Annotated in this window: 23 protein-coding genes; 18 read left to right on the top strand and 5 right to left on the bottom strand. The window is 62.3% G+C overall.

The window, feature by feature from the left end; all coding sequences use genetic code 11:
* The first annotated feature begins 45 nt into the window (after window positions 1-45).
* The 5 genes from ACFPWW_RS01735 (at window position 46) to ACFPWW_RS01715 (ending at window position 3,132) form a co-directional block, all read left to right on the top strand.
* On the top strand, window positions 46-300 hold the full coding sequence (locus ACFPWW_RS01735) for a GlsB/YeaQ/YmgE family stress response membrane protein (protein WP_112568028.1): 255 nt from the start codon (window positions 46-48) through the stop codon (window positions 298-300).
* A 328-nt stretch (window positions 301-628) separates the two neighbouring features.
* Window positions 629-877: a GlsB/YeaQ/YmgE family stress response membrane protein gene (locus ACFPWW_RS01730; protein ID WP_112568026.1), complete on the top strand. Its 249-nt coding sequence runs from the start codon at window positions 629-631 to the stop codon at window positions 875-877.
* A gap of 92 nt (window positions 878-969) precedes the next feature.
* Window positions 970-1,941 carry a lipoyl synthase gene (lipA, locus tag ACFPWW_RS01725; protein WP_112704844.1) on the top strand — a complete coding sequence of 324 codons (972 nt, stop codon included), beginning with the start codon at window positions 970-972 and terminating at the stop codon, window positions 1,939-1,941.
* 147 nt (window positions 1,942-2,088) lie between these two features.
* Entirely contained in the window at window positions 2,089-2,676 is a 588-nt protein-coding gene (locus tag ACFPWW_RS01720) for an AAA family ATPase (protein ID WP_112704843.1), read from the top strand.
* A 9-nt stretch (window positions 2,677-2,685) separates the two neighbouring features.
* Window positions 2,686-3,132: a type II toxin-antitoxin system RatA family toxin gene (locus tag ACFPWW_RS01715; protein WP_377310055.1), complete on the top strand. Its 447-nt coding sequence runs from the start codon at window positions 2,686-2,688 to the stop codon at window positions 3,130-3,132.
* A gap of 4 nt (window positions 3,133-3,136) precedes the next feature.
* Here ACFPWW_RS01715 and ACFPWW_RS01710 read toward each other — a convergent pair whose 3' ends face one another.
* From ACFPWW_RS01710 to ACFPWW_RS01700, 3 genes are all read right to left on the bottom strand, one after another.
* Window positions 3,137-3,442 (bottom strand): hypothetical protein, encoded by a 306-nt coding sequence (locus tag ACFPWW_RS01710; RefSeq protein WP_377310053.1) that lies wholly within the window; start codon window positions 3,440-3,442, stop codon window positions 3,137-3,139.
* A 79-nt stretch (window positions 3,443-3,521) separates the two neighbouring features.
* On the bottom strand, window positions 3,522-4,016 hold the full coding sequence (locus tag ACFPWW_RS01705) for a CinA family protein (RefSeq protein WP_377310052.1): 495 nt from the start codon (window positions 4,014-4,016) through the stop codon (window positions 3,522-3,524).
* Complete coding sequence (locus ACFPWW_RS01700; protein WP_377310050.1) at window positions 4,013-5,233, bottom strand: bifunctional 2-C-methyl-D-erythritol 4-phosphate cytidylyltransferase/2-C-methyl-D-erythritol 2,4-cyclodiphosphate synthase; 1,221 nt, start codon at window positions 5,231-5,233, stop codon at window positions 4,013-4,015. Before ACFPWW_RS01700 ends, ACFPWW_RS01705 begins: the two co-directional genes overlap by 4 nt.
* Before the next feature lie 141 nt (window positions 5,234-5,374).
* Between ACFPWW_RS01700 and dusB the strand changes: the two genes are divergently transcribed.
* The 8 genes from dusB to hflX all read left to right on the top strand — a co-directional run bounded on the left by dusB (window position 5,375) and on the right by hflX (window position 15,479).
* Entirely contained in the window at window positions 5,375-6,394 is a 1,020-nt protein-coding gene (gene dusB / locus ACFPWW_RS01695; RefSeq protein WP_377310048.1) for a tRNA dihydrouridine synthase DusB, read from the top strand.
* Window positions 6,391-7,545, top strand: a complete 1,155-nt coding sequence (locus tag ACFPWW_RS01690; RefSeq protein ID WP_112568010.1) for a two-component system sensor histidine kinase NtrB — start codon at window positions 6,391-6,393, stop codon at window positions 7,543-7,545. Before dusB ends, ACFPWW_RS01690 begins: the two co-directional genes overlap by 4 nt.
* Window positions 7,542-8,993 (top strand): nitrogen regulation protein NR(I), encoded by a 1,452-nt coding sequence (gene ntrC, locus ACFPWW_RS01685; protein ID WP_112568008.1) that lies wholly within the window; start codon window positions 7,542-7,544, stop codon window positions 8,991-8,993. Before ACFPWW_RS01690 ends, ntrC begins: the two co-directional genes overlap by 4 nt.
* A 182-nt stretch (window positions 8,994-9,175) precedes the next feature.
* The gene (locus ACFPWW_RS01680; RefSeq protein ID WP_377310047.1) at window positions 9,176-11,443 is read left to right on the top strand and encodes a sensor histidine kinase NtrY-like; all 2,268 of its coding nucleotides are present in this window, start codon (window positions 9,176-9,178) and stop codon (window positions 11,441-11,443) included.
* Window positions 11,433-12,797, top strand: coding sequence for a sigma-54-dependent transcriptional regulator (locus tag ACFPWW_RS01675; RefSeq protein ID WP_112704839.1), 1,365 nt, complete (start codon window positions 11,433-11,435; stop codon window positions 12,795-12,797). The genes ACFPWW_RS01680 and ACFPWW_RS01675 overlap by 11 nt, the downstream gene beginning before the upstream one ends.
* A 61-nt stretch (window positions 12,798-12,858) precedes the next feature.
* Window positions 12,859-13,722, top strand: coding sequence for a D-amino-acid transaminase (locus ACFPWW_RS01670; protein WP_377310045.1), 864 nt, complete (start codon window positions 12,859-12,861; stop codon window positions 13,720-13,722).
* A gap of 110 nt (window positions 13,723-13,832) precedes the next feature.
* Window positions 13,833-14,075, top strand: coding sequence for an RNA chaperone Hfq (gene hfq / locus ACFPWW_RS01665; RefSeq protein ID WP_003539403.1), 243 nt, complete (start codon window positions 13,833-13,835; stop codon window positions 14,073-14,075).
* A gap of 78 nt (window positions 14,076-14,153) precedes the next feature.
* Window positions 14,154-15,479, top strand: coding sequence for a GTPase HflX (gene hflX / locus ACFPWW_RS01660; protein ID WP_112568000.1), 1,326 nt, complete (start codon window positions 14,154-14,156; stop codon window positions 15,477-15,479).
* Between the two features lie 17 nt (window positions 15,480-15,496).
* Here the strand turns inward: hflX and mazG are convergent, their stop codons facing one another.
* Both mazG and ACFPWW_RS01650 read right to left on the bottom strand, forming a co-directional pair.
* The gene (gene mazG, locus ACFPWW_RS01655) at window positions 15,497-16,342 is read right to left on the bottom strand and encodes a nucleoside triphosphate pyrophosphohydrolase (RefSeq protein WP_377310043.1); all 846 of its coding nucleotides are present in this window, start codon (window positions 16,340-16,342) and stop codon (window positions 15,497-15,499) included.
* Window positions 16,343-16,348: 6 nt separating this feature from the next.
* Window positions 16,349-16,936, bottom strand: a complete 588-nt coding sequence (locus tag ACFPWW_RS01650) for a deaminase (protein ID WP_112567996.1) — start codon at window positions 16,934-16,936, stop codon at window positions 16,349-16,351.
* A gap of 290 nt (window positions 16,937-17,226) precedes the next feature.
* Here ACFPWW_RS01650 and cysG point away from each other — a divergent pair, with 290 nt between their 5' ends.
* The 5 genes from cysG to ACFPWW_RS01625 are packed head-to-tail and all read left to right on the top strand — an operon-like array spanning window position 17,227 to window position 22,434.
* The gene (cysG, locus tag ACFPWW_RS01645) at window positions 17,227-18,663 is read left to right on the top strand and encodes a siroheme synthase CysG (protein ID WP_377310041.1); all 1,437 of its coding nucleotides are present in this window, start codon (window positions 17,227-17,229) and stop codon (window positions 18,661-18,663) included.
* A 1-nt stretch (window position 18,664) separates the two neighbouring features.
* Window positions 18,665-18,979, top strand: a complete 315-nt coding sequence (locus ACFPWW_RS01640; RefSeq protein WP_112567992.1) for a DUF2849 domain-containing protein — start codon at window positions 18,665-18,667, stop codon at window positions 18,977-18,979.
* Between the two features lie 8 nt (window positions 18,980-18,987).
* Window positions 18,988-20,658 (top strand): nitrite/sulfite reductase, encoded by a 1,671-nt coding sequence (locus tag ACFPWW_RS01635; protein WP_377310039.1) that lies wholly within the window; start codon window positions 18,988-18,990, stop codon window positions 20,656-20,658.
* Between the two features lie 10 nt (window positions 20,659-20,668).
* Complete coding sequence (locus ACFPWW_RS01630) at window positions 20,669-21,181, top strand: DUF934 domain-containing protein (RefSeq protein ID WP_112704833.1); 513 nt, start codon at window positions 20,669-20,671, stop codon at window positions 21,179-21,181.
* A gap of 41 nt (window positions 21,182-21,222) precedes the next feature.
* On the top strand, window positions 21,223-22,434 hold the full coding sequence (locus ACFPWW_RS01625; protein ID WP_112758079.1) for a UbiH/UbiF family hydroxylase: 1,212 nt from the start codon (window positions 21,223-21,225) through the stop codon (window positions 22,432-22,434).
* Window positions 22,435-22,484 lie beyond the last annotated feature (50 nt).

Below are 22,484 nucleotides of genomic sequence, written 5' to 3'. Positions count from 1 at the left end.
AGATGCCAGCCTGCTCCGGGGTGGAAAAAGCGAAAGGAAATCATCATGTCTATGGGTACGCAGTCGCTTCTCGTCTTCCTGCTGATCGGCCTTGTTGCGGGCTTTCTCGCAAGCCTCGTCGTCGGCGGGGGCGGGTTGATACGCTGCCTGCTCAGCGGCATCATCGGCGCGTTCGTGGGCGGGTTTCTGTTCAATGCGCTGGGGATTTCGCTGGGCATTGAAAATGCATTGGTGGTTCAGATCGTTCACGCCACAGTCGGCGCCATCGTCGTGGTGCTGATCGCAAGGGCGATAGCGTAGGAGCAATTCCAGCAAAAGTGCGCAGCGGTTTTGCGTCCGGAATTGCGACAAGGAAAAGACCGAGCAATTCCAGCAAAAGTGCGCAGCGGTTTTGCGTCCGGAATTGCGACAAGGAAAAGACCGAGCAATTCCAGCAAAAGTGCGTAGCGGTTTTGCGTCCGGAATTGCGACAAGGAAAAGACCGCGCAATTCCAGCAAAAGTGCGCAGCGGTTTTGCGTCCGGAATTGCGATAAGGAAAAGACCAATTCCAGCAAAAGTGCGTAGCGGTTTTGCGTCCGGAATTGCGGAAACGAAATGACGGAGCAACGGCTCTAAGGTAGAGGCAAGATGGAAGGCGTCGGCTGGATTTCGGCAATCATCATCGGTGGACTTGCGGGCTGGCTCGCGGGCAAGCTGATGGAAGCGCGTTACGGCATCCTGCTGAACATCGTTCTCGGCATTGTCGGTTCGGTGGTCGCCACTGCCGTCCTGGCGCAGTTTCATATCGCGGTGGCCGGCGGCAGGCTCGGCTATTTCGTGACAGGTTTCATCGGCGCCTGCCTGCTGATATTCCTCGCGCGTCTCGTGCGAAGATAAGGTGCGTGCCGTCAGATCGAAGGATTTGAATAAAGGCGCGATGCGCACTATGGCAATCCGGGCCGCATGGGGCGGCGGAAAGTTGAACTGACATGGTCACTATTCTCGACACGATCAATCCCGAGGCAAAGCGCGTACGGCATCCGGAAAAGGCCCATCGCCCCGATACGGAAGTCCTGCGCAAACCGGACTGGATTCGTGTGAAGGCGCCGACCTCGAAAGGCTACGCGGAAACCCGCTCGATCGTGAAGGAGCACAAGCTCGTCACCGTCTGCGAGGAAGCCGGCTGCCCGAATATCGGCGAATGCTGGGACAAGAAGCACGCCACGTTCATGATCATGGGCGAGATCTGTACCCGCGCCTGCGCCTTCTGCAATGTGGCGACAGGCAAGCCGAACGCGCTCGACATGGCCGAGCCGGAAAACGTCGCCAAGGCGGTCAAAGAAATGGGCCTGAGCCATGTCGTCATCACCTCCGTCGACCGTGACGATCTGGAGGATGGCGGCGCCGAGCATTTCGAGAAGGTGATCTGGGCGATCCGCGCCGCTTCGCCATCGACGACGATCGAAATCCTGACGCCCGACTTCCTGAAGAAGCCCGGTGCGCTGGAGCGCGTCGTTGCGGCCAAGCCCGACGTCTTCAACCACAATCTGGAAACGGTTGCCGGCAACTATCTGACGGTCCGCCCCGGTGCCCGTTACTTCCACTCCATCCGCCTGCTGCAGCGCGTGAAGGAGCTTGACCCCACCATGTTCACCAAGTCCGGCATCATGGTCGGCCTCGGTGAGGAGCGCAACGAAGTCCTCCAGCTGATGGACGACCTGCGCACGGCCGATGTCGATTTCCTGACGATCGGCCAGTACCTGCAGCCGACCCGCAAGCACCACGCCGTGATGAGCTTCGTCACGCCGGAAGAGTTCAAGTCCTACGAGACGGTCGCCTATACCAAGGGCTTCCTGATGGTCGCTTCCAGCCCGCTCACCCGCTCTTCGCACCATGCCGGCGACGACTTCGCCCGCCTGAAGGCCGCGCGCGAGAAGAAGCTGCTGATGGCGGCCGAGTAGGAGCTTGCCCCCTGTTTTTCATGGGACCGCGGCGATTTTCGCCGCGGTTTTTCTTTGGGCGCTTCATTGTCATCGTCGGGTCACACGAAGCAGCGAGGTACTGCTCTCCCGGCCGTCGGCCGCAAGGGGATGAACGGAGGGCTTGCGATGGAACGGACAGCCGGCGAGGCCGTCAACAATGTCGATAACGCTTTCGCCGCCGGACAGATCCGCAATGCGAGGCGCATCATGGTCATCGGCTGCTCGGGCGGCGGCAAGTCGACGCTTGCGCAGAAACTGGCGCACCGGTTCGACCTGACCTATCTTTCGATCGACCGTGATATTCTCTGGCTGCCGGGCTGGGTCGAGCGCAGCAAGGAAGAGCAGCGGCAACGCATCGTCGAGAGGATTGCCGGCGAACGCTGGATCATGGACGGCACCAATCCTTCCACCTTCGATATCCGCCTCCCGCGCACCGATATCGTCATCTGGGTGCGCATGCCGCGCCTGCTGTGCGTCTGGGGCGTGATGACGCGCTGGCTGAAACATATCGGTCGCACGCGCCCTGAAATGGCGCCCGGCTGTATCGAAAAGGTCGACCTGCAGTTTCTGGAATATATCTGGACCTTCGAGGCGAAGTTCGCGCCGCGCGTGATATCGGCGATTGCCGCGCACGGGCCGCATGTGCCGGTTTTGCAGGTGAAATCCCGCCGCCAGATGCGCGCGCTTCTTGATCTTCTCGGTGTGCCGGCTTAACTGCGCTTCATGCCGCAATTCGAAACGCATCGCTCCGTCCCGCATACGCCCGACCAGATGTTTGACCTGGTGTCCGACATCGAACGCTATCCGGAGTTTCTGCCGCTCTGCGAAGCCCTTGTCGTGAAGGACCGCAAGGAGCGCGACGGCAGGATGCTGCTGATTGCCGATATGACCGTCGGCTACAAGGCGATCCGCGAAACCTTCACCACCCAGGTCCTGCTGAACAGGGCCGAGCGCGTCATCGACGTCAAATATATCGACGGGCCGTTCCGCTACCTCGACAACCGCTGGCGGTTTGTGGAAGCGGAGGGTGGTGGCTGCACGATCGATTTCTTCATCGACTACGAGTTCAAGAGCCGCATTCTCGGCGCCCTCATGGGCTCGATGTTCGACCGGGCCTTCCGCATGTTCACGGAAGCCTTCGAGAAGCGGGCGGCGGCGATCTACAGCTGATTGGTCAGCGGTCGATGAAATGATCGAAGATGCGCGTGGCCGGATAGGCATAGGCACCGCGATCGACGAAGCTGTAGCGATAGAGGCAGCTGCGCAGCGCCGCATTGTAGATCAGGCTGCTCGTATCCGGTGAGCCGCGGTAGCCCAGGGCTTCCGGCTGGCAGCGGGCGAGCGCGTGATCGTATTTGCGCAGCAGCGTCGGATCGGAATCCACCCTGATGCCGCCGCGAACCTGATAGTTGGATGGTGCCTCAGCCGCCGAAACGCAGGCGAGGCTCAAGACGACACCGATGCACGCGAAATATCTCATCTGACTGGTCCCTCAAAACAGGCTGTTGCCTGGATGCGGCAGAAACCGAAATTCCTGCCTTTTGTTCCCTCACGCAAGATCACGCAATTTCAATAAGCATTTGAAGCGCCGTCCGGATTGTTGCCAGCCGGACTTCCGTGCGGCCGATATCGCCGTAGAGCATCTTACGGTGAATAAGCTTACCTGAACGTGATTTCGCCGCAAGATGCACCAGCCCGACCGGCTTTTCCGGCGATCCGCCGCCGGGGCCGGCAATGCCTGTCACGGCAATCGCAAGGTCGGCGCGCGAGCGGAAGAGGGCGCCATGCACCATCTGCCGCGCCGTCTCCTCCGATACCGCGCCGAAACGGACGAGCGTTTCCTCCTGCACGCCGAGCATCTGCATCTTGGCAGCGTTCGTATAGGTCACGAAACCACGGTCGATGACGGCGGACGATCCCGGAATTTCCGTGAGCGCGCCGGCAATCAGGCCGCCGGTGCAGGATTCTGCCGTCGACAGCATCCGTCCCGCAGCCGTGAAATCGCGAACAATGCTCGCAGCGATCGAGGTAATATCCGCCGGAAACAGGCTCATCGCTTCGTGCCTCCATAGACGACGGTTGCTGTCGCAATCGCCGCGATCCCTTCTCGCCGCCCGACGAAACCGATCTTTTCGTTGGTGGTGGCCTTCACCGAGCAGCGTTCGATGTCGATGCCGAGGAATTCCGACAGATTGGCACGCATGGCCTCGCGATGCGGCCCGACCTTCGGTGCCTCCGCGATCAGCGAGACATCGGCATTGGTGATCGTGCCGCCGTGATCGCGCACGATCCGCGCCGCATGTTCGATGAAGATGCCGGATGCAGCCCCCTTCCATTGCGGGTCGGAAGGCGGGAAATGGTCGCCGATATCGCCGGCGCCGCAGGTGGCAAGCAGCGCATCCGTCAGCGCATGCAGCGCAACATCGGCATCCGAATGGCCCTTGAGCTTCTGGTCGTGCGGAATGAAGACGCCGCAGAGCGTCACACCGTCGCCGGGTTCCAGCTGATGCACGTCATAACCGTTGCCGGTGCGCACATCCGGAATGCGGGTTCCCGAGAGCTTGTCGTCGGCCATGGCGATATCGCTCCTGACGGTCAGCTTCACATTGGTCGAGGCACCTTCGACGATCGTCACGGGAATACCAAGCCATTCGGCAATCGAGGCGTCGTCGGTGAAATCCGTTCTGCCGCTTGCGGCCGCCTTCTCATGCGCATCGAGAATCGTGGCGAAGTGGAAGGATTGCGGCGTCTGGGCCGCATAGAGCTGGTCTCGCGAAACGGTCTTGACCACCTTCCCGTCGCTGCCGGCCCGCTTCAGCGTATCGGCAACCGGCACTGCCGGCAGGGCAGCCGGCGCGCCGGCCAGAAGCGTATCGGCGATCCGGTCGAGAAGCCGGTGATCGAAGAAGGGGCGCACCGCATCATGGATCAGCACATGGCTGATGCCCTTGTTCTTGAGGTGCCGCAGACCGGCGAGCACCGATTGCTGTCGCGTCGCGCCGCCATGAACCGTCTCGATCGGCGTGGCCGAGATGATGTGCCGGGAGGCTCTGGCAAACAGCGCTTCGTCGTCCGGGTGGATGACGACGACGATCTGCTTTGCCGGTCCCCATGTCATGAAGTTTTCAAGCGTATGGACGATAACCGGCTTGCCGCCGACCATCCGGTATTGCTTGGGGCCTTCCTCGGGCGATCCGGCGCGTTCGCCGCGGCCCGCCGCAACGACGACAATTCCAGCCGATATCGGTTGCTTAGTATGCATTTGCAGCATAAATCCCTGAAATATGCGGAATGGATGTCAGTTGCTCTATCGCCTTGTTTGGACCTTTTCCAGCATTTGCCCAAAAAATATCAATTCGGGCTCGACCCTCTTGGCAAGCCGCAGAACTATGGCTAAAAATAATGCAGTTACATGGTGTGCCTGAAAGATAATCATTTGATTTCCAAGGACCTCGCAACGCCTTTCAGAATCGGACCTGTGTCCGTGCGGAACCGCGTTGTGCTTGCACCGATGTCGGGCGTGACGGACATGCCGTTCCGCGAGCTTGCCTGGCGCCATGGCGCCGGCCTCGTCGTGACCGAGATGGTGGCCAGCCGGGAGCTGGTGAACGATACCGCCGAATCCTGGGCGCGCCTTCGCGCTGCCGGCTTCCGCCCGCACATGGTTCAGCTCGCCGGCCGCGAGGCCTATTGGATGGCTGAAGCCGCCAGGATCGCGGCCGATCATGGCGCCGATATCATCGATATCAACATGGGCTGCCCGGCCAAGAAGGTGATCGGCGGCTATTCCGGTTCGGCGCTGATGCGCGATCCCGATCATGCGCTCGAGCTCATCGAGGCGACGGTGAAGGCGGTCGATATCCCCGTCACGCTGAAGATGCGCCTCGGCTGGGACGAAAATTCCATCAACGCGCCGCATATTGCCAGACGTGCCGAAGAGGCGGGCGTGCAGCTCGTCACCATTCACGGCCGCACCCGCATGCAGTTTTATACGGGCAGGGCGGACTGGGATGCGATCCGCCCCGTGCGCGATGTGATTTCCATACCGCTGATCGCCAATGGCGATGTCGAGACGGCCGAGGACGCACGGGAGATCTTGCGCCGCTCCGGCGCCGATGCGGTCATGATCGGCCGCGGCTGTCAGGGCAGGCCTTGGCATGCCGGCGTTCTCGCTGGCGCGCGCGAACCGTCGCGCGAAGACATCGCCGCCATTGCTGTCGAGCACTATCGCATGATGCTGGACTTTTACGGCGAGGCCGTTGCCGTCAGGCACGCCCGCAAACATCTCGGCTGGTATCTGGAGCGGTTCGCGCCGGATCTGGCGGGCGAAGACAAGGCTGCGATCATGACATCGCGTAATCCGGATGACGTTATCGCCCGCTTCGGCGGCGCGATGGCGGCAGGTGCAGTGGAACGGCGGGAGGCGGCATGAGCAAGGACGGCACGGCTTCTTCCGAGAGTGCGGTCAACCCCATGGCGATGGCGGTGCTGAACGCCATCCAGAACCCGGTCGTCATGGTCGATGAGGGCGGCTTCATCGCCTTTGCGAACTGGGAGGCCGAAGCCTTTTTCGGCGCCAGCGCCGCGCATCTCTCCCGCTATCGCATCTCGACCTTCATTCCCTTCGGCAGCCCGCTCCTGGCGCTCATCGATCAGGTGCGCGAACGCAAGGCGCCGGTCAACGAATACCGTGTGGATCTGAGCTCGCCCCGCCTCGGCCAGGACAAGCTCGTCGATCTCTATGTCGCGCCCGTGATTGCCGAGCCGGGCTCCGTCGTCGTCGTCTTCCAGGAGCGCTCGATGGCGGACAAGATCGACCGGCAGCTGACGCATCGCGCCGCCGCCCGCTCGGTCACGGGTCTGGCCTCGATGCTGGCACATGAAATCAAGAATCCGCTCTCCGGCATCCGCGGCGCCGCCCAGCTGCTCGAGCAGTCCGTGGTCGATGACGACCGCGCCCTGACGCGGCTGATCTGCGACGAGACGGACCGTATCGTCTCGCTGGTCGACCGCATGGAAGTGTTTTCCGACGAGCGCCCGGTCGACCGGGTGCCCGTCAACATCCATTCCGTGCTCGACCATGTAAAGGCCGTGGCAAAGGCAGGCTTTGCCCGCAATATCCGCGTGACGGAAAATTACGACCCGTCGCTGCCGGCAGTCTACGCCAATCGCGACCAGCTCGTGCAGGTCTTCCTCAATCTGGTGAAGAACGCTGCCGAAGCCGTCGGCGACCGTCAGGATGGAGAAATCATCCTGACGACGGCCTATCGCCCCGGCATCCGCCTGTCGGTTGCCGGCACGCGCGAGAAAATCTCTCTGCCGCTGGAATTCTGCGTCATCGACAACGGTCCCGGCGTGCCGACGGACCTGCTGCCGCATCTCTTCGACCCGTTCATCACCACCAAGCCGAACGGCAGCGGTCTCGGCCTCGCCCTGGTTGCCAAGATCATCGGCGATCACGGCGGCATTATCGAATGCGACAGCCAGAACAACCGCACGATTTTCCGCGTCCTCATGCCGGCCTCCAAGGATGCCTCGCTTGATGACGCCGCTATTGCAAGCTCGACAGGACCCAATCGATGACAGCCACGATCCTCGTTGCAGATGACGATGCGGCCATCCGCACGGTGCTCAATCAGGCCTTGAGCCGCGCCGGTTATGATGTGCGCATCACCTCCAATGCCGCAACGCTGTGGCGCTGGGTTTCGGCAGGCGAGGGCGATCTCGTCGTAACCGATGTCGTCATGCCGGATGAGAATGCCTTCGACCTTCTGCCGCGGATCAAGAAGGCGCGGCCGGAACTCCCGGTTCTCGTCATGAGCGCGCAGAACACGTTCATGACCGCGATCAAGGCTTCCGAAAAGGGCGCCTACGATTACCTGCCGAAGCCCTTCGACCTGACGGAGCTGATCGGCATCATCGGGCGCGCGCTTGCCGAACCGAAGAAGAAGCCGGCCAAGCTCGATGAGGACATGCAGGACGGCATGCCGCTCGTCGGCCGTTCGGCGGCCATGCAGGAAATCTACCGCGTGCTCGCCCGCCTGATGCAGACGGACCTGACATTGATGATCACCGGCGAGTCCGGCACCGGCAAGGAGCTTGTTGCCCGCGCCCTGCACGATTACGGCAAGCGCCGCAACGGCCCCTTCGTCGCCATCAACATGGCGGCCATTCCGCGCGACCTCATCGAGTCCGAGCTCTTCGGCCATGAGAAGGGTGCCTTTACCGGCGCCCAAACGCGCTCGACCGGCCGTTTCGAACAGGCCGAAGGCGGCACGCTGTTCCTCGATGAGATCGGCGACATGCCGATGGATGCCCAGACGCGTCTGCTGCGCGTGCTGCAGCAGGGCGAATATACGACCGTCGGCGGCCGCACGCCGATCCGCACCGACGTGCGCATCGTGGCCGCGACCAACAAGGACCTGAAGCAGGCGATCAACCAGGGCCTCTTCCGCGAAGACCTCTACTATCGCCTCAATGTCGTGCCGCTGCGCCTGCCGCCGCTGCGCGACCGCGCGGAGGATATCCCGGACCTCGTCCGCCACTTCGTCCAGCAGGCCGAAAAGGAAGGTCTCGGCTCCAAGCGTTTCGATCAGGAAGCGCTGGAATTGATGAAGGCCTATGCCTGGCCGGGCAACGTGCGTGAGCTGGAAAACCTCATTCGCCGCCTGATGGCGCTTTATCCACAGGATGTCATCACCCGCGAAATCATCGATGCCGAGCTGCGTTCCGACGTTCCAGACAGCCCGATCGACAAGGGGCCGATCCGCAGCGGTTCGATGACGATCGCCCAGGCGGTCGAAGAGAACATGCGCACCTATTTCGCAAGCTTCGGCGAGAATCTGCCGCCGCCCGGCCTCTACGACCGGGTGCTGACGGAAATGGAATATCCGTTGATCCTTGCGGCATTGACGGCCACCCGCGGCAACCAGATCAAGGCCGCCGACCTCCTGGGCCTGAACCGCAATACGCTGCGCAAGAAGATCCGCGAACTCGGCGTTTCCGTCTACAGAAGCTCGCGGACCGCCTGACCTTCGACCTTGACATTGTGGCAAGGCGCGTTGCATTTTCGCCACAATGCGTTGCTTAAAGGTCACGCATAGGGTTTGGACATTCGCCCACGATCGAGTCGTTTGAACGCCGGTTTCTCGCAAGCCGGCGCCGTTCGGCTTCCCGTTGGGCGTGGCGGCAATGCCGTCCGAAGAGAGGCTGAATGGACGAAGAAGGGGTATCGCCGGAAGCGGCGAGCGAGGCGGTGACAACGGTGACCGACCGTCGTGCCCTGTTTGCGGTACCGGGCCTCGTGCTTGCCGGCGGTGCGCTGGTCTGCGCGACCGTCACGCTCTTCGTGCTGCTGGGGGTAACGCCGATTGCCCCGACCTCGCATGTGGTCATCGGTTCGGTCGTCATCAATTCCTTTTTCGTCCTCGGCCTGATCGCCCTGATCGGCCGCGAGGTCGCGCGGCTTTTCAAGGCCCGCACGCGCGGCCGCGCGGCTGCGCGCCTGCATATCCGCATCGTCGTGCTGTTCTCGATCGTCGCGATCACGCCGGCGATTCTGGTGGCGATCTTTGCCAGTATCACGCTCAATGCCGGCCTCGACCGCTGGTTTGCCCTTCGCACCCAGGCGATCGTGAGTTCGTCCCGCAATATCGGCCAGGCCTATATGCTGGAAAATGCCAGCTATCTGCAGGGCCAGACGGTATCGATGGCCAATGACCTGGAGCGCAACCGCGCGCTCTACAGCCTCGACAGGACCGGCTTCGGCGAGCTGATGACCCGGCAGGCAAGGGGCCGCGGCCTGCTCGGCGCCTTCCTGGTCGAACGTGACGGCTCGGTCGTCGTCCAGGCCGATATCGCTACGGAAAAACCGCTCCCCGCCATCCCGCAGGATGCGTTGGAAAAGGCGGCCGCAGGCCAGCCCACGCTCATTCCGCCCGGTGTCACCAACCTCGTCGGCGCCATCATCCGGCTCGAGGCGATCCCCGGAACCTTCCTCTATACGGTGCGCGCGGTCGATCCCAAGGTCATGAACGCCATGCGCATGATGGAGGAGAACGCCACCGAATACCGCTCGATGGAGGCTGGCCGGGTCTCGCTGCAGATCGCCTTCGCGGTTCTTTATATCGGCTTTGCGCTGATCGTGCTGCTGGCGGCGATCTGGACCGCGATTGCGGTCGCCGACCGTATCGTGCGGCCGATCCGCCTGTTGATTACCGCCGCCGATAGCGTCGCCTCCGGCAATATGGACATCGTCGTTCCCGTCCACGCCGTTGATGGTGACGTCGCCAGCCTCTCGCGCACCTTCAACAAGATGATCTCGGAAATCCGCACCCAGCGCGACGAGATCCTTGAGGCGAAGGACGAGGTGGACGACCGCCGCCGTTTCATCGAGGCCGTGCTGTCGGGTGTCACGGCCGCCGTCATCGGCGTCGAACAGGACCGGCGCATCACCATCGTCAACAGTTCGGCGGAAACGCTGATGGCGCTCCAGGCCGACAACATGCTCGGCAAGCAGCTGTCGGAAATCGCCCCTGAAGTCGATCAGGTGCTGACGGAAGCTGCCGCGCGTTACCGCGGCGATTTCCGCAAGCAGATCGCGCTGGTGCGCGGCGGCACGGTGCGCACGCTGAGCGTTCAGGTCACTCGCGAGGAAGTGCGCGATCTCAGCGAATCCTACGTTATCACGCTTGATGACATCACCGATCTCGTTATCGCACAGCGCTCGACTGCCTGGGGTGACGTTGCGCGCCGCATCGCCCACGAGATCAAGAATCCGCTGACGCCGATCCAGCTTTCGGCGGAACGCATCCGCCGCCGTTACGGCAAGCAGATCGACGAGAACGACCGTGCCGTCTTCGACCAGTGTACGGACACGATCATCCGTCAGGTCGGCGATATCGGCCGCATGGTCGATGAATTCTCCGCCTTTGCCCGCATGCCGAAGCCGACGAAGGAGCCGAGCGACCTGCGCGCCATCCTTCACGACGCAATCTTCCTGCGCGAGATGGGCAATAACCATATCACCTTCCTGCAGGAACTCGGCGAGGAGCGGCTCGAAGGCGCCTTCGACAGCCGCATGCTGGGGCAGGCCTTCGGCAATCTGATCAAGAATGCGGTGGAGGCGATCGAAGCCGTGCCGAGTGAGGAGCGCGAGGAGCGCAAGATCCTCGTCCGCACGTCCAAGGATGAAGCGCGCGATCGCTTCACGGTCGACATTATCGACAACGGCCGCGGCCTGCCTGTCGAGAACCGTCACAGCATTCTGGAACCCTACATGACGATGCGGGAGAAGGGCACCGGCCTCGGCCTCGCCATCGTCAAGAAGATCATCGAGGAACATGGCGGGCAGCTCGAACTGCATGATGCACCCGCAGATTTTGACCAGGGAAGAGGGGCCATGATCCGCGTGCATCTGCCACGCCGGGATGTCGCCGCAACCCCGGCAGCCAGTGACAAGGAAAGCGTATATGGCCTCTGATATTCTCGTCGTCGATGACGAACATGACATTCGCGAGATCGTTGCCGGTATCCTGTCGGATGAGGGGCACGAAACCCGCATGGCGCATGACAGCGACAGCGCGTTGGCGGCGATTTCCGATCGCGTGCCGCGCCTCGTCTTCCTCGATATCTGGATGCAGGGCAGCAAGCTCGACGGCCTCTCGCTGCTGGACGAGATCAAGACCCGTCATCCAGAGCTTCCCGTCGTCATGATTTCCGGCCACGGCAATATCGAGACGGCCGTCTCGGCCATCAAGCGCGGCGCCTTCGACTTTATCGAAAAGCCGTTCAAGGCCGACCGGCTGATCCTGATCGCCGAGCGGGCACTGGAAAACTCCAAGCTGAAGCGCGAAAATATCGAGCTGAAACGCCGCGCCGGCGATGCGGTGGAACTGATCGGCACCTCGGTCGCCGTCTCGCAGCTGCGCCAGACGATCGACAAGGTCTCGCCCACCAACAGCCGCATCATGATCTTCGGCGCATCCGGTTCCGGCAAGGAACTCGTGGCGCGCATGATCCACAAGAAGTCGGCGCGCGCCAACGGCCCCTTCGTGGCGCTGAACGCCGCCAACATCACGCCCGACCGCATGGAAGTGGCGCTGTTCGGCACCGAAGGCGCTCCGGGTCAGGCCCGCAAGATCGGCGCGCTGGAAGAGGCCCATCGCGGCATCCTCTATCTCGACGAAGTCGGCGAGATGCCGCGCGAAACGCAGAACAAGATCCTGCGCGTTCTGGTCGATCAGCAGTTCGAGCGTGTGGGTGGCTCCAAGCGCGTGAAGGTCGATGTGCGCATCATCTCCTCGACCGCCTATAATCTGGAAAGCCGCATCGCCGAGGGCTGGTTCCGCGAAGATCTCTATCATCGCCTGGCTGTCGTGCCGGTGCGTGTGCCGCAGCTTGCCGAGCGTCGCGAGGATATCCCGTTCCTCGTCGATCAGCTCATGCGCCAGATTTCCGAGCAGGCGGGCATCCGGCCGCGCCGTATCGGCGACGATGCCATGGCCGTGCTGCAGGCCCACGACTGGCCGGGAAACATCCGCCAGCTGCGCAACAATATCGAGCGGCTGATGATCCTTGCCCGCACCGACGGCCCGGATGCACCGATCACCGCCGACATGCTGCCGACCGACCTCGGCGACATGCTGCCCAAGGTCTCGACCAAGAACGACTATCACATCATGACGCTGCCGCTGCGCGAAGCCCGCGAGATGTTCGAGAAGGATTACCTGATCGCCCAGATCAACCGCTTTGGCGGCAACATCTCGCGCACGGCCGAATTCGTCGGCATGGAGCGCTCGGCGCTGCATCGCAAGCTGAAGTCGCTCGGCGTCTGATTTTTCCCGGCGCGGGTTCAAGCCGCGCCGGTTCCCTCCCTTTGCCTGAAGCAGGTTTTCAATGCCCAGAATTGCCTATGTGAATGGACGTTACGTGCCGCATTCCGATGCCACGGTGCATATCGAGGATCGCGGCTATCAGTTCGCCGATGGTGTCTACGAGGTCTGCGAAGTCCGTCACGGCCTGATCGTCGACCTGACGCGGCATCTCAACCGTCTCGATCGTTCGCTGGGCGAATTGCGCATCGCCTGGCCGATGAGCCGGGCGGCCCTGACGCAGGTGATTCGCCAGACCCTGCGCCGCAATCATGTGCGTAACGGCCTCTTTTATCTGCAGGTGACGCGCGGCGTCGCCCGCCGTGACCATGTCTTCCCGGCCGAGGGCACGCCGCCGTCGATCGTCGTGACGGCCAAGAGCACCGATCCGTCGATCATTGCCAGGAAGAACGCTGCCGGCATCAAGGCGATCACCGTTCCCGACAACCGGTGGGACCGCGTCGACATCAAGACGGTGGGGCTGCTGTCGAACGCCCTTGCGCGCCAGCAGGCGAAGGAGGCGGGCGCTCAGGAGGCGATCTATATCGATGCCGACGGCATGGTGAAGGAGGGCGCTGCGACCAACGTCTGGATCGTCGATGCCGATGGTAAGCTGGTAACGCGACCGGCCGACCATGGCATCCTGCGCGGCATCACGCGCACGACCCTCATCGATGTCGCGGCTAAACTGGGGGTTGAAATCGTCGAGCGAAAGTTCTCCGTTTCGGAGATGATGGCCGCCCGCGAGGTCTTCATCACCGCCGCCACAAGCATTTGTTTTCCGGTGGTTTCCATCGACGGACAGGCCATCGCGAACGGTCATCCGGGAAGCCTGTCACAGAATATTCGGGAAGCCTTTTTCGACGTTGCGGAAAAGATTGCGATTTGATACCAAGATTTGCTGGGCTGGAGGAATGAGGGTGCCACCTGCCTTGCTGGAGAGGTTGATTGATATTCTACCGGCTTGATCAGGCTGGCAATAAAGAAAGAAGCGGCGCGATGGCGGAACGTTCTCAGAATCTGCAGGACTTATTTCTCAATACTGTACGCAAGCAAAAGATTTCCCTGACAATCTTTCTGATTAACGGTGTAAAACTCACGGGCGTTGTCACGTCTTTCGACAATTTCTGTGTTTTGCTTCGCCGTGACGGACATTCGCAGCTCGTGTATAAACACGCGATCTCGACCATCATGCCTGGTCAGCCAATGCAGATGTTCGAGAGCGAAGAAGCAGCGTCCTAACCAAGGCCGGCCGTCATTTCGACACGCGATACAAAGAACGATTCCATCATCCCTGAAGCCGCCAAGGACAGGGATGATATGCGCGCGACCGTCGTCGTGCCGGTACTGAAGTCGCGCTCGCGCGGCGGGCAGACTGAGTCGGCATCGACCCGCACGCCGGAAAGCCGTCTCGAAGAAGCAACGGGCCTGGCACAGGCAATCGACCTTGATGTCGTCAACGCCTCCATCGTGCCCGTCAACGATCCTCGCCCGGCAACGCTGCTCGGCACGGGCAAGATCGAAGAGATCAAGCACCTGCTCGATGAGCGTGATTCCGGTCTCGTCATCGTCGATCATCCGCTGACGCCGGTGCAGCAGCGCAATCTGGAAAAGGAATGGAACGCCAAGGTCATCGACCGGACGGGCCTGATCCTCGAAATCTTCGGCCGGCGTGCCTCCACCAAGGAAGGCACGCTGCAGGTCGATCTTGCGCATCTGAACTATCAGAAGGGCCGGCTGGTTCGAAGCTGGACCCACCTTGAGCGCCAGCGCGGCGGCGGCGGTTTCATGGGTGGTCCGGGTGAAACCCAGATCGAAGCCGACCGGCGCCTGCTGCAGGACCGTATCATCAAGCTCGAACGCGAGCTGGAGCAGGTGGTGCGCACCCGCCAGCTGCACCGCGCCAAGCGCCGGAAGGTGCCGCATCCGATCGTGGCGCTCGTCGGTTACACCAACGCCGGCAAGTCGACGCTCTTCAACCGCATCACCGGGGCAGGGGTTCTCGCCGAAGACATGCTTTTTGCGACGCTCGACCCGACGTTGCGCCGCATGAAGCTGCCGCATGGCCGCACCGTCATCCTGTCCGATACCGTCGGCTTCATCTCCGATCTGCCGACCCATCTGGTCGCCGCCTTCCGCGCAACGCTGGAAGAGGTGCTGGAAGCCGATCTCATCCTGCATGTGCGCGACATGTCCGACGTGGACAATCAGGCCCAGAGCGCCGACGTGCTGCGTATTCTCAACGATCTCGGCATCGACGAGGCCGAAGGCCAGCGCCGCATCCTCGAAGTCTGGAACAAGATCGACCGGCTGGAGCCAGATAGCCATGACGCTATCGTGCAGAAGGCCTCCGGCACACAGAATGTCATCGCCGTTTCCGCCATCAGCGGCGAGGGCGTGGACAGGCTGATGGATGAAATCAGCCGTCGTCTCTCCGGCGTCATGACGGAAACGGCGATCACGCTGCCGGTGGACAAGCTGGCGCTGCTGCCCTGGCTTTACGATCATGCGATCGTCGATAGCCGCGAGGACAACGAGGACGGCTCGGTGACACTGGAACTGCGTCTGTCGGAGACCGAAGCCGCAGAACTGGAACGCCGGATCGGCAATGGCCCGAAGCCCGCGAAGGAAGATTGGGAGCGGTAGGTCCGTCCGGGCGGAGTTTATTCCGCCCCTGCCACGACCGCCCGCTCGATCGCCTTGGCCGCCTGCCAGATCTCTTCCATCCGCTCCAGGCTGGCTGCCTCCAGCGTCTCGCCTTCAGCCTCAAGAACCATCTCGATGTGATTGAATCGGCGGCGGAACTTCGTATTCGTTCCGCGCAGTGCCTGTTCCGGGTCGGCTTTCACATGCCGGCCGATATTGACGACTGCGAAGATCAGGTCGCCAAGCTCGTCGCTGACCTTGGTTTTGTCGCCGTCGCGCAGCGCGACACGCAACTCGTCGATCTCCTCCTCGATCTTGTCGAGGATCGGCTCCGGTGCCGACCAGTCGAAGCCGACCTTGGCGGCACGCTCCTGCAGCTTCAGCGCTTCGGTCAATGCCGGAAAGCTGCGTTGCACCGAGCCGAGGAAGCCCGCCTTGAAATCCTCTGACAGGCCGCGCCGTGCCCGGCGTTCGGTGCGCTCGCGCTTTTCGGCCTGCTTGATCTCGTCCCACTGCTTCTTCACGGCATCGGGCGTGTCCGCATCCGAACGGGCAAAGACATGCGGGTGGCGGCGGATCATCTTGCGGGTGATCGCCTCCACGACGTCGCCGAACGAGAACTCGCCGGCTTCCTCGGCCATGCGCGCGTGGAAGACCACCTGCAGCAGCAGGTCGCCAAGCTCGTCGCAGAGATCGTCCATATCCTTGCGCTCGATCGCATCGGCAACCTCATAGGCTTCCTCGATCGTGTAGGGCTTGATGCTCTCGAAATCCTGCTCGATGTCCCACGGGCAACCGGTCTGTGGGTTGCGAAGGGCTGCCATGATCTCGATCAGGCGGGAAATGTCTTTCGAAGGTTCCATGGTCTCTCAGTTCAGCGGAATGTCGTTGGCGCTCTTGGTGGCCTGATAGGTGCCGGAAAGGGCGGCATAGCGTGCTTTGATCCGTGCCGTCTGCGCCTTGAGTTCGGCCTTCAGGCCTTCGTCCTCGGTCTCGACCAGATCGGCGATCGCAAAACTGTTCCAGAAGGCATTCTGCCGTCTGTAGCCGCCGGGCTCGAGACCGAAGACTTCCTTCAGGATTTTCAGATCGTGCGGGATCGCAAAGCTGTCGCGCGAATCCTCGTGGCTGAAGAAATAATAGAAATTATCGAAGCCGGCCCAGGTGATCGCCGACATGCACATCGTGCAGGGTTCGTGCGTGGAGAGGAAAATCAGGTCTTTCGTCGCCGGTCTGTCCTTGCGTTCATAAAAGCGCTTCAGTGTATGCACTTCACCGTGCCAGAGCGGGTTTTCGAGCTCGTTATTGGTTTCGGCGAGGATGAGCGACAGATCGGATTTGCGCAGGATCGCCGCCCCGAACACCTTGTTGCCGGCGGCGACGCCAAGCTCCGTCATCGGCAGGATATTCTCTTCCACGACCTGCAGCAGGCGGGCGGCGATTGTCTTTTCCGGCATGAAAATCTCCTGTTCGCCTTATCCTATCGCCCATCGGTGTGAAGCGGAATGCGCAACTGTCCGGCAGTCGACTTTGCCACAAGCTTTATTCGCCTGCCCGGTCGGCCGCTCGCGGCGAAAACCTTGGCGAAAGGCTCAAGTTATGTGGTTTTTAGGTCGCACGGGTGAGTTTTCTCAAATCATTGATCAACCGGGTAAAAGAATACGCGGCTGGCCGGCCTTTGGAATTCTGTTTCTTCATTCGTCTGTCCGGAGAATGCATATTCGGCCAACTTCGAAGTGGATTGAGAATGCCTCCCAGGACTGAACAGCTTTCCGTATTTCCCGCCTTCTTTCGCGTGGAAGGCCGGATTGCGGCCGTTTTCGGCAATGGCGACGAAGCTTTCGCCAAGGTTCGCCTGCTCTTGAACACGCAGGCGCGCATTGTCGCGCATGCCGATCGCCCGCAGGCCGATTACCACGCTTTTCTGATCGCCAACCGCATCGAAACCGTTCGCGAAGTCTTCGCTCCCGAACGGGTCGAGGGTGCCGTTCTGGTCTTTGCCGCAACCGGTGACGCAGAGCAGGATCGCCGCATCATCGATGCCGCCCGCGCCGCGAAGATCCCGGCCAACGCCGTCGATCAGCCCGACTACTGCGATTTCTTCACGCCGGCTCTCGTCAACCGTGCGCCCGTCGCGGTTGCGATCGGCACCGAAGGGGCAGGGCCGGTGCTGGCCCAGATGATCCGCGCCCAGATCGACCAGCTTCTGTCGCCGTCCCTGGGGCGCCTTGCCGCCCTTGCGACCAGCTATCGCAAAGCGGTGGAACATCTCGTTCCGCGCGGTGTCTCGCGTCGCATCTTCTGGCGCCGCTTCTTCTCCGGCCCCGTTGCCGATGCGGTCGCAAACGGCAATCTTCCGCAGGCTCGCCGTGCCGCCAACGGCTTGCTCCGCTCGCTGGACCGCGTCGAAGGCCATGTCTGGCTCGTCGGCGCCGGTCCGGGCGCCGAGGATCTGCTGACCTTGCGCGCCCAGCGCGTCATGATGGAAGCGGATGTCATCGTCTATGACGCGCTGGTGCCGCAGGCGATCGTCGATATGGGCCGCCGCGATGCCGAGCGCCTCTCGGTCGGCAAGCGCAAGGGCTGCCATTCCAAGTCCCAGGAAGAGATCAACGACCTGCTCGTCGATCTCGGCCGCCAGGGCAAGCGTGTCGTGCGCTTGAAGAGCGGCGATCCGCTGGTCTATGGCCGGGCCGGGGAGGAGATGGCCGCGCTGCGCGCTGCCGGCATCTCCTACGAGATCGTGCCTGGCATCACCTCGGCCTTCGCCGCTGCCGCCGATTTCGAGCTGCCGCTGACGCTACGCGGCGTTGCCTCCTCCCTGGTCTTCACGACCGGCCATGATCTGACCGGCGATGTCCTGCCGGACTGGGCAAGCCTTGCTGCATCGGGCGCCACTGTCGCCGTCTATATGGGGCGCACGGTCGCCGCTTCCGTCGCCGGGCGGCTGATGCAGGCGGGCATTCCCCCGGAAACCACGGTTGCCGTTATCGAGAATGCCAGCCGCGCCGACCGCCGCCTGTTGCACGGCACCCTGCGCGATCTTCCCGACCTGCAGCATCGTGACGAATTGACGGGACCGGTGATGGTCATTATCGGCGATGCGGTCGCAGGCGCCAATTTCGAACTGTCCGAACCGCTGGTGCGCGAGCGCATCCGGTTCGATGAACTTGCAAGGAGCTGACATGGTAGACAAGGTTCTGACCGCCAACCGCCTGACGGACGGCATCGCCGTGTGGCTGAACGCCAATGGCGAGTGGGTGACCTCGTTGCAGGAAGCGCTCGTCGCCCGCCATGCCGAAGCTGTCGCCGCCCTCGAAGAGATCGGCAAGAAATCCTACGCCGACAACAAGGTCGTCGATGTCGCCGTTGTCGAGGTGCAGGAAAACAACGGCCAGCTCTGGCCGCTGCGCCTGCGTGAACGCATCCGCGCCCAGGGTCCGACCATGGAATATGCGCCCGGCTACAAGCCGGCCGATCCCGAATTCATTGCAGTCTGAGGAAGACGATGTACCGTTACGACGAATTTGACCACGCCTTTGTCTCCGAGCGCGTCGAGCAGTTTCGAGATCAGGTCCAGCGCCGCCTTTCGGGTGAGCTGGCCGAGGACGCATTCAAGCCGCTGCGCCTGATGAACGGTGTCTACCTGCAGCTTCATGCCTATATGCTGCGCATCGCCATTCCCTACGGCACGCTGAGCTCGCGCCAGATGCGCATGCTCGCCCATATCGCCCGCACCTATGACCGCGGTTACGGCCATTTCACCACGCGCCAGAACCTGCAGTTCAACTGGCCGAAACTGTCCGAGATACCCGATGCGCTTGCCGACCTCGCAACGGTCGAGATGCACGCCCTCCAGACCTCGGGCAACTGCATCAGAAACGTGACGGCCGATCACTTCGCCGGCGCCGCGGCCGATGAGGTCGCCGATCCGCGCCCCTATGCCGAAATCCTGCGCCAGTGGTCTTCGGTCCACCCGGAATTTTCTTTCCTGCCGCGCAAGTTCAAGATCGCCGTGACCGGTGCCGAGCGCGATCGCGCCGCCATCCAAGTTCACGATATCGGCCTGCACCTGAAGAAGAACGACAAGGGCGAGATCGGTTTCGCCGTCTATGTCGGCGGCGGTCAGGGCCGCACGCCGATGATCGCCAAGCTGATCCGGGACTTCCTGCCCGAGGAGGACCTGCTCTCCTACACGACCGCCATCGTGCGCGTGTACAACCTGCACGGCCGCCGCGACAACAAGTACAAGGCCCGTATCAAGATCCTCGTCCACGAAACCGGCGCCGAAGAGCTTGCCCGCCAGGTCGAGGCCGAGTTCGCGCAACTGAAGGATTCCGAGCTGAAGCTGCCGGAGCAGGACGTGCAGGCGATTGCCGCCTATTTTGCGCCGCCGGCCCTGCCGGAGCGGGCGGAAGGCTGGGAAAACCTCGCCCGCTGGAAGAAGGCCGATCCGGCGTTTGCCCGCTGGGTTCAGCAGAATGTCCAGCCGCACAAGAACCCTGATTACGGCATGGTGACGATCTCGCTGAAGCCGATCGGCGGCATTCCGGGTGACGCTTCCGACGCGCAGATGGATGCGGTTGCCGATCTCGCGCAGGAATATGCTTTCGACGAAATCCGTGTCAGCCACGAGCAGAACCTGATCCTGCCGCATGTGGCGCTCGCCGATCTCGAAGCCGTCTATCGCGGCCTGGTGGCGATCAATCTCGCCGAGGCCAATGCCGGCCTCATCACCGATATCATCGCCTGTCCGGGGCTGGACTATTGCGCGCTCGCCAATGCGCGCTCCATTCCGGTCGCGCAGGAAATCTCCCGCCGCTTCGGCGATCCGGCCCGCCAGGCCGAGATCGGTGAGCTGAAGATCAAGATCTCCGGCTGCATCAATGCCTGCGGCCATCACCATGTCGGCCATATCGGCCTGCTGGGTGTGGAGAAGAAGGGCGCCGAACTCTACCAGATCACGCTCGGCGGTTCCGGCGGCGAGCATACCTCGATCGGTGAAATCATCGGCCGCGGCTTCGAGCCGGACAAGGTGACGGATGCGATCGAAACGATCGTCGACACCTATCTCGGCCTGCGTCAGGATCCGTCCGAAACCTTCCTCGCCGCCTATCGCCGCGTCGGTCCGCAGCCTTTCAAGGATGCGCTCTACGGCTCGGCAGCGGAAGCGGCATAAGGAGGGAATGATGACGAAGATCTGGAGAGAGACCGGTTTTGTCGAAAACGATCCCTGGGTGATCGAGACGGACGAAGTGAAGGCAACGGGCGACCAGAAGCCGCTTCTGACGCTCGACGAGCTGATCGCCAAGGCCGACGAAAGCAACGATGTCGGCTTCGGCGTGCTGATCAAGCCGGCCGATGACGTGCTCAAACTCGAGCCCTATCTCTATCGTCTGGAGATCGTGGCCGTCGCCTTCCCGGCCTTCAACGACGGCCGCGCCTTCAGCCATGCTTCGCTGCTGCGTCAGCGCCTCGGTTATACCAACGAGCTGCGCGCCGTCGGCGACGTGCTGATCGACCAGGTGCCGCTGATGCTGCGTGTCGGCATCGACAGTTTCGCCGTCACCAACGAGACGGCGATCCGCCGCCTGTCGGAAAAGCGCCTGCCGTCCATTCCGCATCATTATCAGCCGGCGGTGCGTGACGCCGAAGCCGGTAAGGGCTATAGTTGGCGCCGTCAGGCAAAGCCGGCCGCCTGAGGTCGCCGGTTCTGCCGTCTTTTCGATGACGGAACGATAGAATGAGAAAATTCGAAGTGGCGGTGATCGGCGGCGGTCTCGCCGGCATGATCGCCGCGGTTGCCCTGGCACGCGGCGGTCGCAATGTGGCGCTGGTTGCGCCGCCATCTCCCAAGGAAGATCGCCGCACCACGGCGCTGATGGACCAGTCGATCCGCTTCCTGGATCGGCTGACACTCTGGGAAAAGCTCCGTCCGGCCGCAGCACCGCTCACCAGCATGCGCATCATCGACGGCACCAACCGGCTGCTGCGCGCGCCGACCACGAGTTTCCGCTCGGCCGAGGTCGGGCTGGATGCCTTCGGCTACAATTTCCCGAACAAGGCGCTGATGGACGTGCTCGAAGCCGCTGCGGCTGCCGAGGGCAATATCACCCGTTTCGCCGACATGGCGGAAACGATCGCCATCACACCTGATGATGTGACGATTACGCTTGCCGGCGGCGAAGAGCTTGCCGTCGATTTCGCCATCGGTGCTGACGGCCGCAAGTCGAAGCTGCGTGAGACGGCCGGTATCGACGTGCGCAGCTGGTCCTATCCGCAATCGGCCATGGTGCTGAATTTTGGCCATACGCTGCCGCATCAGAATATTTCCACAGAGTTCCACACGGAGCACGGCCCTTTCACCCAGGTGCCGCTGCCGGGCAATCGTTCCAGCCTCGTCTGGGTGCAGAATCCCTCCGATGCCGCAGCCCGCATCGAGCTATCGCTTGCCGAACTCGGCAATGTCGTGGAAGAGCGCATGCAGTCCATGCTCGGCAAGGTCACGGTGGAAGAGGGCGTTCAGATCTGGCCCCTGTCCGGCATGATGGCGCATCGTTTCGGCAAGGGCCGCATCGCGCTGATCGGCGAGGCAGCACACGTCTTCCCGCCGATCGGGGCGCAGGGCCTCAATCTCAGCCTTCGCGATATCATGGCGCTGACCGATCTTCTGTGCGCGCGCGCCGAACTGCCCGTTGCGGCCGATGCCGGCACAAGCTTCGACCGCAAGCGCCGGGCCGACATCATGACGCGCACGGCAAGCGTCGATCTCCTGAACCGCTCGCTGCTCTCCGGTTTCCTGCCGGTGCAGGTGCTGCGGGCCGCGGGCCTGCACATCCTGTCGGCCATCCCGCCGCTGCGCAACATCGTCATGCGCGAAGGCATCGAGCCGGGCAGGGGCTTCCGCGACATTCCCGATGCGATCAAGGAACACTTCAAGCGGAAGAAGGCCTGATCCTGCTGCGATCTGCCGCTCCTGCGGGAGAACATGCGGCCGGCTGAGCC

Origin of the sequence: Rhizobium sp. GCM10022189, assembly GCF_042656325.1 — a bacterium.
Classification (GTDB): Bacteria; Pseudomonadota; Alphaproteobacteria; order Rhizobiales; family Rhizobiaceae; genus Rhizobium.
This window is presented reverse-complemented; position numbering and strand designations above follow the sequence as displayed.